Genomic DNA, 12152 nt, shown 5'->3' on the forward strand with positions numbered 1-12152 from the left:
TGGCATAAGCCCAAACCACTGGAAGGTACTTCACGGAAATAAGGATTTTGAGAGGTAGGTCTCGCCGGGTGGCGGCTTCGCCTGACCCGGCCTACAAACTACAAAACTATTTTAGCAGTGTCGCCCAGTGTTCAACCCACGGGTTTGATTCGCTTTCCGGTTCAGGATGTTCACCGGCATCAATCAGCAGCATTTCACCCACGCGCTGAGCGCTTTGTTCCTGCAACAGGGCATCGAACTGCTTGCCACCGCCACAGAAATTGGCATAGGAGCTGTCCCCCAGGGCAATGATGCCGTAGTGAACGTCAGGCTGATAGCCAAGCTGGTCTTTAATTCCCTGGAAAAGCGGTACGATACTGTCCGGCAGATCGCCCTGTCCGGTGGTCGAGGTCACCACCAGGATGTATTTGTCCTGGTACTTTTTCCAGTCGTCCAGCTCCGGGTCTTCATACACGGTGGCCTTATGGCCCTGGTTTGTGAGGATCGCTTCGGCTTCTTCCGCCACCAGCAGTGAATTACCGTACATCGTGCCAACAAAAATGCCGACTTCAGCCATGTGTTGCTCCGTTAATTTTTGCTATTGCTGTTCATCCTGAACGCTGCCTGAAACAAACTCAACCCTTTCATTTTCGGGGAGTTGCCCCATCCAGCCAAACTGTGACAATGCCTGCATCCAGACGTCGTCCAGCCCCGCATGTATTGTCAGCGGTTTGCCGGTAAACGGGTGCGTAAGGCTCAGTTCGCTTGCGTGCAGCATCAGACGATGGCAGCCAAAATGTTCGGCCGCGCTGCGGTTCTGGCGCAAATCACCGTGCTTACTGTCGCCGATAATCGGATGGCGCAGATGCGCAAGATGGCGACGCAACTGGTGTTTGCGCCCGGTTTTGGGCAAAAGCTCAACCAGGCTGTATCGCGTGGTCGGAAACTTGCTGGTGGCCACTGGCATTTCCGTGGTCGCCATGCCGCGATAATCCGTCACCGCAGGTTGCGGGCCTTTGTCATCGCGGGCAAATTTATCGGCAATTTTATCCAGTTCTTCCACCAGCGGATAATCCAGCCGGGCGGCATCTGTCAGCCAGCCACGTACAATCGCATGGTAACGTTTCTGGATCTGATGCTGCTCAAACTGCTGTGACAGCAGGCGCCCTGCCTCGCTGGAAAGCCCCATCAGCAATACGCCGGATGTCGGCCTGTCCAGGCGATGCGCGGTAAACACATGTTGACCAATCTGATCACGCACGGTCTGCATCACCACCACTTTTTCGTCGCGATCGAGCCAGCTACGGTGAACCAGCCAGCCTGAAGGTTTATTAACCGCCACCAGCCATTCATCCTGGTACAGGATTTCAAGCGTCATTCATCATCACCTGCAAACAGCGTATCCAGACGTTCCAGCTCAATCAGGAGTATTTCGCGCGCCGGATGTGCGGCATCCAGCGCCATTTCATAATACGGCGACACGGCAAAAGCCTGAGGGAGCGGATGCCCCCCGTCCAGCAACGCGTGCATACGCGGGATAAGGACCCATTGCAGCCACTCAAAAGGTTCAAGCGTATCCAGGCAGAAAGGCTGTGTACTAGAGAATGCTTCCGGCTGCGGAGATACCGCCTGCCAGAGCTGATGCTGACGTAATACTGCTTCGATGGCGTGCAGTTGGGCACGCACGTTGTCGTGACGCGTCATGAAAACCTCGACCGAAAAACACAATGGCGCGAAGCATAACACTGCCGAAGGGGGAAATAAAAAAAGGGAGCACTGTATAAACAGTGCTCCCGGTTCGTTTCGCAGCATTCCAGCTACAATTCGTGCTCCCTGCTCATCCGTGACAACTTTTCCTGAAGCCCGAAGGCCTGGTCATCCGTAAACCTTTGCATCCTTCTCACATCATCCTGACGTGAATGTTTCATCCTGAAACGTCCTGGTATTCCTGACCCACCGCCCATCCTGGCCGGTTCTCATTCTCCTTCCTGGAGGTGTCCTTTACGCGTCCTGCGTGATCCTTTTGCTTCATCCTGAAGCCTTCCTGAAGCGCCATCCTGACGTGTCCTGCGTGAGAAACGCCATCATCCTGATGTTCGTTTCTCGTGTCGGCGTCCTGTCGACAGAGATAGAATCCGCTATTCCGCTTCGTCTTACAACCCACTCTGTAAGCGCTGTAAGACTCATCCCAACACAACAAATTCACTATCCAATTGAAAATAATGAAGTTAATAGCAAAAGGTGGATGGGATTTAACTTAACGACGCGCCGATCTCTCACAAACCTTGTAAGAGATCTCTCACACGCGCTATAGCATGATGGATTACAGGAGAGGCTCAAGCCGGGTAAGGAAATCCGCAAGTGAAGGGGCGAGAACGTCGCGATTGCGGGTGCCGAGTGTCTCTTTAATCACTTCACCAGACAGATTGCAGACGGAGATAACGTCCAGTTCACTGTCGAGCGTGGCTATAAAAAGGGTCGGAGAAAGTTTAAGGCGCTTTTGCGTGACCAGATGACCAATCAGGTTCTCCTGAACACGTTGCAAATCATCTTCGCTCCACGTCTGTAACAGTGTCAGCGGTAAGCCGGCAAAGCGGGCATTCATATCCCCAGCGAATTGCAGGGTATAAAACGCATGAAGCGCAGGTTGTATCACAAGGTCCATTGCGCGTTCAACCGCATTTACATTGGGTTCCCCGGTGAACGGCTTCGGTTGCCAGATAACGCAATCGTCCAGAGTCGAGATGACGCATGGTGAAGGAATGCCATATAAGTCAGCGCTTTGCGGCCACGTCCCTTTCGCTTCTTGCCATGCTTCGCAGTAGCGAGTTGTAAATGTGGTCAGGGCATTTGCAGTTTCGATATCCACCGATTTCTCTCTTCTCGTAAGACAGGATAAACTCAGCCCTTAAGTGTACCTGCAAAGTGGCAATGAAACATGTCTTACGAAAATCATCAGGCGTTAACGGGCTTAACGCTGGGGAAATCGACCGATTACCGCGACACCTACGATGCAACCCTGTTGCAGGGTGTGCCGCGCAGTTTGAACCGCGATCCGCTTGGACTGCACGCCGATGCACTGCCATTTGTGGGTGGTGATATCTGGACACTGTACGAACTCTCCTGGCTGAATGCGCGCGGCCTGCCACAGGTGGCCGTAGGCCATGTGGAGCTGGATTACGCCAGCCTTAATCTGGTGGAGTCCAAAAGCTTCAAGCTGTACCTCAACAGCTTTAACCAGACCCGATTCGACAGCTGGGAAGATGTGCTGCACACCCTGGAGCGCGATTTACGTGCCTGCGCGAAAGGCGACGTCACAGTATCGTTGTATCGTCTGCATGAGCTGGAAGGCCAGCCTGTTGCCCACTTCAATGGAACCTGTATCGACGAACAGGATATTGAGATTGATAACTACGAGTTCAGCACCGACTACCTGGAAAACGCAGCCGGTGGCAAAGTCGTGGAAGAGACGCTGGTCAGCCATCTGCTGAAATCCAACTGCCTGATAACCCATCAGCCAGACTGGGGATCGGTGCAGATCCTGTATCGAGGGCCGAAGATCGACCGGGAAAAGCTGCTGCGCTACCTGGTGTCATTCCGCCATCACAACGAATTCCACGAGCAGTGCGTAGAACGCATCTTCAATGACATTCAGCGTTTCTGTCAGCCCGAGAAGCTGAGCGTTTATGCCCGCTATACCCGCCGTGGCGGCCTGGACATTAACCCGTGGCGCACCAATACCGATTTTGTGCCTGCGACCGGTCGTCTGGTGCGTCAGTAATATAAATATTTTCACAATATGCGGGCGGTATTCCGCCCAAACTGTTGTGAAACCTCATAAGCCAGGGCTATTGTAATCAACAGGGAAAGACGATAATCGTCCCGTAAGGAGCTCACTTGATTACACATATTAGCCCACTTGGCTCAATGGATATGTTGTCGCAGCTGGAAGTGGACATGCTTAAACGCACGGCCAGTAGCGATCTTTATCAACTGTTTCGTAATTGTTCTCTTGCCGTACTGAACTCCGGAAGCCTGACAGACAACAGTAAAGAACTGCTGTCCCGTTTCGAAAGCTTTGATATCAACGTGCTGCGCCGTGAGCGCGGTGTAAAACTTGAAGTCATCAATCCACCGGAAGAGGCCTTTGTCGACGGGCGAATTATTCGCTCACTCCAGGCAAACCTGTTCGCGGTGTTGCGCGACATCCTGTTTGTTAACGGGCAAATCCACAACGCGGGCCGTTTCCAGCATCTCGACCTGGAAAGCTCTGTTCACATCACTAACCTGGTCTTTTCTATCCTGCGTAACGCCCGTGCCCTGCACGTGGGTGAAGCACCGAATATGGTCGTTTGCTGGGGCGGTCACTCGATTAACGAAACCGAATACCTCTACGCCCGTCGGGTGGGGAACCAGCTCGGCCTGCGTGAACTGAACATCTGTACCGGTTGCGGCCCGGGCGCCATGGAAGCGCCAATGAAGGGGGCGGCAGTCGGCCATGCGCAACAACGCTATAAAGAGGGGCGCTTTATCGGGATGACCGAGCCGTCCATCATTGCGGCCGAGCCACCGAACCCGCTGGTCAATGAGCTGATTATCATGCCAGATATCGAAAAACGTCTTGAGGCGTTTGTCCGTATCGCCCACGGGATAATCATCTTCCCTGGCGGGGTGGGTACGGCGGAAGAGCTGCTTTATCTGCTGGGGATTCTGATGAACCCGGCCAACAAAGATCAGGTATTGCCGTTGATCCTGACCGGGCCAAAAGAGAGCGCTGACTACTTCCGCGTTCTGGATGAGTTTATCGTACATACGCTCGGTGAATCTGCGCGCCGTCACTATCGCATTATCATTGATGATGCGGCGGAAGTCGCGCGTCAGATGAAGAAAGCCATGCCGCTGGTCAAAGAGAACCGTCGCGATACCGGTGATGCTTACAGCTTCAACTGGTCAATCCGTATTGCGCCGGAGCTGCAAATCCCGTTCGAACCTTCTCACGAGAATATGGCCAACCTGAAACTGTACCCGGATCAGCCGGTTGAAGTTCTGGCGGCCGATTTACGACGCGCCTTCTCCGGTATCGTTGCGGGTAACGTCAAAGAGATGGGGATCCGCGCTATCGAAGAGTTTGGCCCTTATAAGATACACGGTGACCCCGAGATGATGCGCCGCATGGATGACATGCTACAGGGCTTTGTCGCTCAACACCGCATGAAGCTGCCGGGTTCAGCCTACATTCCTTGCTACGAGATTTGCACGTAACTCCCGCAAGTGACGTCCATCAAGCCGGATAGTGCCGAAGCGCTATCCGGCTTTTTTTATTACCGTTACAACTCATACTTATCTCTTATGTGATTTACATAATCTAACTTCACGCAAACGATTACCTCGATTTTCAGACCGTAAATTATCAGCCTTAATCAAAATTACTCGTCAGAAAACACTAAAAAGCCTCTTCTTTACAGCGTAAGACTCCTAACTCACTGGTCAGTCTTTCAGGCTGCATGTTGTTAATGGTAGCCTTCGCGCCCGTAAATTCTCTTTGATGTTTCTTTAACAGATAAATGGTCTAAAGATATCCATATCAAAAGTGGATTATTGCATTTGGGATCAGGATCACTGATAGATTCATAACTAGAATGTATCTTTCCGCCCGCCAATAGTTACGGGCAAAAATTATTAAAAAACCGTCACTGAACGAATTTCATATTACCGTCAGGCACTTTTTCATCGGATTTGACTAAAAACCTGACAATTCGCTTCCTCCAGGAGATACAGATGGAAACCACTCAAACCAGCACCGTTGCTTCGATTGAATCCCGAAGTGGTTGGCGCAAAACGGATACCATGTGGATGCTTGGCCTTTACGGCACAGCAATCGGCGCTGGTGTACTGTTCCTTCCTATCAACGCAGGTGTCGGCGGTCTGATCCCGCTTATCATCATGGCCATCATCGCTTTCCCGATGACCTTCTTCGCACACCGCGGTCTGACCCGTTTTGTGCTGTCCGGTAAAAATCCGGGTGAAGACATCACTGAAGTGGTTGAAGAGCACTTCGGTATTGGCGCAGGCAAACTGATTACCCTGCTCTACTTCTTCGCGATTTACCCAATTCTGCTGGTGTATAGCGTGGCAATCACCAACACCGTTGAAAGCTTCATGACGCACCAGTTGCACCTGACGCCGCCACCGCGTGCCATTCTGTCGCTGATTCTGATCGTTGGCATGATGACCATCGTGCGTTTCGGTGAGCAGATGATTGTTAAAGCGATGAGCATTCTGGTGTTCCCGTTTGTGATTGCCCTGATGGTGCTGGCCTGCTACCTGATCCCACAGTGGAACGGTGCGGCTCTGGAAACCCTGTCGCTCAGCAGTGCATCCGCGACCGGCAACGGCCTGCTAATGACCCTGTGGCTGGCCATCCCTGTGATGGTGTTCTCGTTCAACCACTCGCCAATCATCTCCTCCTTCGCCGTGGCGAAGCGTGAAGAGTACGGCAATGGTGCAGAGAAGAAATGCTCCAGCATCCTGGCTCGCGCTCACGTAATGATGGTTCTGACCGTGATGTTCTTCGTATTTAGCTGCGTACTGAGCCTGTCTCCAGCCGACCTGGCGGCAGCGAAAGAGCAGAACATTACGATCCTGTCTTACCTGGCTAACCACTTTAACGCACCGGTTATCGCCTGGATGGCGCCAATCATCGCGATTATCGCTATCACCAAATCCTTCCTGGGGCACTATCTGGGCGCACGTGAAGGTTTCAACGGTATGGTGATTAAATCTCTGCGCGGTAAAGGCAAGAGCATTGAAATCAACAAACTGAACAAAATGACCGCTCTGTTCATGCTGCTGAGCACCTGGGCTGTTGCCACGCTGAACCCAAGCATTCTGGGCATGATTGAAACCCTGGGTGGTCCGGTTATCGCGATGATTCTGTTCCTGATGCCGATGTATGCAATTCAGAAAGTACCTGCTATGCGTAAGTACAGCGGCCAGGTCAGCAACATCTTCGTTGTCATCATGGGACTTATCGCTATCTCTGCGATCTTCTATTCCCTGTACACCATGTTCTGATTATCTCCCGCGCCGCCTTCGGGCGGCGCACTCCTCCCTCCTGACTGATAGCAATGGACGCATCATGATTAGCGTATTCGATATCTTCAAAATCGGTATTGGTCCTTCCAGCTCTCACACCGTCGGACCAATGAAAGCCGGTAAACAATTCACGGATGACTTGATTGCACGCGGCATTTTGCACGACGTAACCCGCGTGGTTGTCGATGTATACGGTTCCCTTTCCCTGACGGGTAAAGGCCACCATACCGATATCGCCATCATCATGGGTCTGGCGGGAAACCTGCCGGATACCGTTGATATTGACGCGATCCCTGGTTTCATCCAGGACGTAAATACTCACGGTCGTTTGCTGCTGGCGAACGGCGAGCACGAAGTGGAATTCCCGGTTGATCGGTGCATGAACTTCCATGCCGACAATCTCTCCCGGCACGAAAACGGGATGCGTATTACCGCACTGGCCGGCGATAACGCCGTCTATAGCCAGACCTATTACTCCATCGGCGGCGGTTTCATCGTCGACGAAGACCATTTTGGTCAGTCCAACAATTCTGCTGTTGAAGTGCCGTATCCATACAAAAATGCAGCAGATTTACAGCGCCACTGCCAGGAGACGGGTCTTTCGCTCTCTGGCCTGATGATGAAAAACGAACTGGCGCTGCACAGCAAAGAAGAGCTGGAGCAACACTTCGCGAACGTCTGGGAAGTGATGCGCGGCGGTATCGAGCGCGGGATCACCACCGAAGGCGTTCTGCCAGGCAAACTGCGTGTACCGCGCCGTGCGGCAGCACTGCGCCGGATGCTGGTCAGCACCGACAAAACCACCACTGACCCAATGGCCGTTGTCGACTGGATTAACATGTTCGCGCTGGCGGTAAACGAAGAGAACGCCGCAGGTGGCCGCGTGGTTACAGCACCGACTAACGGTGCGTGCGGTATTGTTCCTGCCGTGCTTGCCTACTACGACAAATTTATCCGTGAAGTGAACGCCAACTCTCTGGCGCGCTATATGTTGGTTGCCAGTGCCATCGGCTCACTCTACAAGATGAACGCCTCAATTTCCGGTGCGGAAGTGGGCTGTCAGGGTGAAGTCGGTGTGGCCTGTTCAATGGCGGCTGCGGGCCTGGCTGAACTACTGGGCGCGAGCCCGACTCAGGTGTGCATCGCCGCCGAAATCGGCATGGAGCACAATCTGGGGCTAACCTGTGACCCTGTCGCCGGGCAAGTTCAGGTGCCATGCATCGAGCGTAACGCGATTGCTTCTGTTAAGGCAGTCAATGCGGCACGAATGGCGCTGCGTCGTACCAGCGAGCCGCGCGTGTGTCTCGATAAGGTTATCGAAACCATGTACGAGACAGGTAAAGATATGAACGCCAAATACCGTGAAACCTCTCGCGGTGGCCTGGCGATGAAGATCGTGACCTGCGATTAAACCGCTTAAGAAGCCTCGTTTTGCGAGGCTTCTTCCTGTTTTCCCCCGCACTATTCGTTTCATCCTGCCGACAGTGTTACCCTTTACTCAGTAGATTTAAGGGAGATTATCTGTGGCTGTTCATTTGCTTATCGTCGACGCACTTAACCTGATTCGCCGTATCCATGCGGTGCAGGGCACCCCCTGTAAAGACACCTGTCTGCACGCTATGGAGCAGCTTATCCGCCACAGTGAGCCAACCCATGTGGTTGCGGTGTTTGACGACGAAGCCCGAAATACAGGCTGGCGCCACCAACGACTGCCCGACTACAAAGCCGGGCGCGCGCCGATGCCAGACGATCTGCACGCCGAAATGCCCGCAATCCGCGCCGCCTTTGAACAGCGTGGCGTCCCTTGCTGGGGCGCTGAGGGCTGTGAAGCAGACGACCTGGCGGCAACGCTTGCGGTAAAGGTCGCAAGCGCCGGACATCAGGCGACGATTGTCTCAACTGACAAAGGCTACTGTCAGTTGCTCTCCCCCACGATCCGTATTCGTGATTACTTTCAAAAACGCTGGCTTGATGCGCCGTTTATCACCAGCGAGTTTGGCGTCTCGCCTGAACAACTTCCTGATTACTGGGGCCTGGCGGGGATCAGCAGCTCGAAGGTGCCCGGTGTTGCCGGTATCGGGCCAAAGAGTGCCGCTCAACTCCTGACTGATTTTCAGAGTCTGGAGGGGATTTATGCCCGACTGGAAGACGTACCAGAAAAATGGCGTAAGAAGCTGGAAGCGCATAAAGAGATGGCATTTATCTGCCGGGATGTGGCGACATTACAGACGGATTTGCAGCTGGACGGGAATTTGCAGCAACTGCGGTTAGAGCGCAGTTAATACCCTCTCCCCAATGGGGAGAGGGTTAGGATGAGGGGACTATCGCTCGTCGCGACGCCCGCCCACAGCCGCCCACCAGCGACGAATGTGCACCGTCACCTCTTCGCGGTCGTGATACAGCTGACGCGCCTGGATGACCACGTTAATACCGTGCTCATCCATCTGCTCCTGAATGTACGCCAGGTTCTGAGAAACTTCCTCATAGCGCTTTTTCATCGGCAATTTGAGGTTAAAAATCGTTTCACGGCACCAGCCGTTCACCAGCCAGGATGCCATCAGCGCAGCAACTTTCGCTGGCTTCTCTACCATATCGCACACCATCCATGAGATGTTGTTACGGGTTGGACGATAACGGAAACCGTCTTCGCGCAGCCAGGTCACCTGCCCGGTATCCATCAGGCTTTGCGCCATAGGGCCATTATCGACAGAAGAGACCCACATGTTGCGTTTCACCAGCTGATAGGTCCAGCCACCCGGGCACGCACCGAGATCGACGGCGTACATCCCGTTTGCCAGACGTTCGTCCCACTCATCCGCTGGAATAAAGACGTGAAACGCCTCTTCCAGTTTCAGCGTCGAACGGCTTGGGGCGTCGGACGGGAACCTCAGGCGCGGGATGCCCATAAAGAACGGCGAGTTATTATTGGTGTAGGAATACCCCGTATAACAACAGCCCGGTGCAATAAAGAAGATATGCACCACCGGGCGTTTCGGCGTCTCGTAGTTTGTCAGGATCCCGGCCTCGCGAAGTGCAGCGCGCAGCGGAACGGTGAACTTGCGGCAGAACTTCATCAGCTCTTTGCTTTCGTTAGTGTCTGCCACCTCAACGCGCAGGTCGCCGCCCTTCTCGACTACGCCCTGCAACATGCCCACAACAGGTGTAATGCGGTCTTCAGGCGGAAGATCTTTCAGCAGTTCTCCCGCAACAAACATCTGACGTGCAAAAATAAGCGAACTGAACGGCAACTCACGTGCCAGCTTATCGGCATCCTCAGGCTGATAACATTCAAACACCACGTAGCCCGCGTTCTCTTTAACGCGAGCAAAACCGAACACTTCGCGGCGTGCAGCCTTATCAGTAATTTCCGCGGCGCACTCTTTCTCAAACCCCGGGCGACAATATAAAACAACCTTATTCATGAACAACGCCCTTGCGTTTCAGACGGATAGCTCCGATAAACATTAATACCCAACCGGCCAGGAAGCTTACGCCGCCGACAGGTGTAACAAACGCCCACAGGCGCAAATGCGAGAGCGCCAGGCAATACAGGCTGCCACTGAACAGCACCGTACCCAGCGCCAGGAAGACGCTGCTCCAGTAAAACCAGATACTAATACGACGCTGCATCGCCACGGCCAGTCCGAAGATAGCCAGCGTGTGGAACGCCTGATATTCGAGGCCGGTCTGGATCCAGCCCATTTCCACAACCCCCAGGGATTTGCTTAACACATGCGCACCAAAGGCGCCCAGTGCGACAAAAATAAAGCCACTCACCGCGGCAAAAATCAGCATGAATCGGCTGGTCATGTTTCGGTCCTAAAGTTATGCGTGCCCTGCACACAAAAAGTTATTGTTCATATCTGAAGCGGAATTTTTCTTGCTCGCTCGCCGCTTTCGCCAGGATCCACTGCCGGAAGGCGGCTATTTTACCCAGTTCTGCCTGGCTGTCATGGCAAACCAGATAAAACGCATTCTTGCTGACCAGAACATCATTAAAAGGGCACACCAGACGGCCTGCCTCAATTTCGGACTGAGACATGACGTTGTTTGCCAATGCCACACCCTGCCCGTGAATCGCAGCCTGTAACACCATCGCACTGTGGCTAAAAATGGGGCCTTGCTGCACGTTTATATGATTAAGACCTAGCTGGCGGGTATAAGTTTGCCAGTCCCGACGAGAAGCATCGTGTAAAAGGGTGTGTAGCGCCAAATCTGATGGCGTTTTCAATGCTTTATCGCCGGTAAGTAAAATCGGGGAACAGACCGGAAGCAGATATTCTGCGTATAATTTCTCGACGCGTAAACCCGGCCAGTTGCCACGGCCATAAAAAATCGCCACATCGACATCATCCGCCAGTTTCTCTTCCTGACGGTCTACAGCCTGGATTCGGACATCAATTCCCGGATAAGCTGAGTTAAAGCTTGAGAGTCTGGGCACCAGCCATTGAATCGCAAAACTGGGCAATAAGCTTACGGTTAGCGCGCCTTTAGCGCTGCGTGCCTGTAGCTTGCGCGTGGCCTCGGTGAGCTGGGAGAAAATCTCTTTAATATCCTGAAAATAGCTCTGCCCCTCTTCCGTCAGAAGCAACGAACGGTTGCGACGACGAAACAACTTAAGCCCCAGGAAATCCTCCAGAGACTTGATTTGGTGACTTACTGCGGCCTGTGTCACAAAAAGCTCATCTGCTGCGCGGGTGAAACTCAGATGACGTGCTGCTGCATCAAAAACACGTAATGCATTAAGGGGTGGTAATCGCTTCGACATGGTTATCTGGCTTAGATGTTAACAAGATTTAACATATAGGAAACAACGTTTAACCTATTAGTTTTTTTTATCTGAGACATTATAATTTGTCCGTTGAGGAACTACCAGCAAATACCTATAGTGGCGGCACTTCCTGAGCCGGAACGAAAAGCTTTTTTTGGAATGCGTGTTCTAAAAGGCTTTTGGCTTACGGTTGTGATGTTGTGTTGTTGTGTTTGCAATTGGTCTGCGATTCAGACCACGGTAGCAACGCTACCAATTTTTCACTTCCTGTACATTTACCCTGTCTGTCCATAGTGATTAATGTAGC

12 protein-coding genes are annotated in these 12152 nt (G+C 52.9%); 5 read left to right on the plus strand and 7 right to left on the minus strand.

Features of this window, described 5'->3' with window-relative positions:
- Positions 1–106: 106 nt before the first annotated feature.
- The 4 genes from HV107_RS04860 to syd all read right to left on the minus strand — a co-directional run bounded on the left by HV107_RS04860 (position 107) and on the right by syd (position 2848).
- On the minus strand, positions 107–556 hold the full coding sequence (locus HV107_RS04860; RefSeq protein WP_182062266.1) for a flavodoxin: 450 nt from the start codon (positions 554–556) through the stop codon (positions 107–109).
- 21 nt (positions 557–577) lie between these two features.
- Complete coding sequence (truC, locus tag HV107_RS04865; protein WP_182062267.1) at positions 578–1357, minus strand: tRNA pseudouridine(65) synthase TruC; 780 nt, start codon at positions 1355–1357, stop codon at positions 578–580.
- A complete protein-coding gene (locus HV107_RS04870; RefSeq protein WP_182062268.1) occupies positions 1354–1683 on the minus strand; it encodes a YqcC family protein in 330 nt (109 codons plus the stop codon). The genes truC and HV107_RS04870 overlap by 4 nt, the downstream gene beginning before the upstream one ends.
- A gap of 619 nt (positions 1684–2302) precedes the next feature.
- A complete protein-coding gene (gene syd / locus HV107_RS04875) occupies positions 2303–2848 on the minus strand; it encodes a SecY-interacting protein (protein ID WP_182062269.1) in 546 nt (181 codons plus the stop codon).
- A gap of 69 nt (positions 2849–2917) precedes the next feature.
- Here syd and queF point away from each other — a divergent pair, with 69 nt between their 5' ends.
- The 5 genes from queF (at position 2918) to xni (ending at position 9356) form a co-directional block, all read left to right on the plus strand.
- The gene (queF, locus tag HV107_RS04880) at positions 2918–3760 is read left to right on the plus strand and encodes an NADPH-dependent 7-cyano-7-deazaguanine reductase QueF (RefSeq protein ID WP_182062270.1); all 843 of its coding nucleotides are present in this window, start codon (positions 2918–2920) and stop codon (positions 3758–3760) included.
- 116 nt (positions 3761–3876) lie between these two features.
- Positions 3877–5241, plus strand: a complete 1365-nt coding sequence (gene ppnN, locus HV107_RS04885; RefSeq protein ID WP_182062271.1) for a nucleotide 5'-monophosphate nucleosidase PpnN — start codon at positions 3877–3879, stop codon at positions 5239–5241.
- Between the two features lie 516 nt (positions 5242–5757).
- Positions 5758–7053 (plus strand): HAAAP family serine/threonine permease, encoded by a 1296-nt coding sequence (locus HV107_RS04890; protein ID WP_182062272.1) that lies wholly within the window; start codon positions 5758–5760, stop codon positions 7051–7053.
- Between the two features lie 64 nt (positions 7054–7117).
- Positions 7118–8485 (plus strand): L-serine ammonia-lyase, encoded by a 1368-nt coding sequence (locus HV107_RS04895; protein WP_182062273.1) that lies wholly within the window; start codon positions 7118–7120, stop codon positions 8483–8485.
- 112 nt (positions 8486–8597) lie between these two features.
- Complete coding sequence (xni, locus tag HV107_RS04900; protein WP_182062274.1) at positions 8598–9356, plus strand: flap endonuclease Xni; 759 nt, start codon at positions 8598–8600, stop codon at positions 9354–9356.
- A 39-nt stretch (positions 9357–9395) separates the two neighbouring features.
- Here xni and rlmM read toward each other — a convergent pair whose 3' ends face one another.
- From rlmM to gcvA, 3 genes are read right to left on the minus strand one after another with little or no spacing between them, the layout of a single operon-like run.
- Positions 9396–10496: a 23S rRNA (cytidine(2498)-2'-O)-methyltransferase RlmM gene (gene rlmM / locus HV107_RS04905; protein WP_182062275.1), complete on the minus strand. Its 1101-nt coding sequence runs from the start codon at positions 10494–10496 to the stop codon at positions 9396–9398.
- On the minus strand, positions 10489–10884 hold the full coding sequence (locus HV107_RS04910; RefSeq protein ID WP_003862756.1) for a DUF423 domain-containing protein: 396 nt from the start codon (positions 10882–10884) through the stop codon (positions 10489–10491). The genes rlmM and HV107_RS04910 overlap by 8 nt, the downstream gene beginning before the upstream one ends.
- Before the next feature lie 40 nt (positions 10885–10924).
- Positions 10925–11842: a glycine cleavage system transcriptional regulator GcvA gene (gcvA, locus tag HV107_RS04915; protein ID WP_182062276.1), complete on the minus strand. Its 918-nt coding sequence runs from the start codon at positions 11840–11842 to the stop codon at positions 10925–10927.
- Positions 11843–12152: the final 310 nt, after the last annotated feature.

Origin of the sequence: Enterobacter sp. RHBSTW-00175 (assembly GCF_013927005.1) — a bacterium.
Lineage (GTDB): Bacteria > Pseudomonadota > Gammaproteobacteria > Enterobacterales > Enterobacteriaceae > Enterobacter.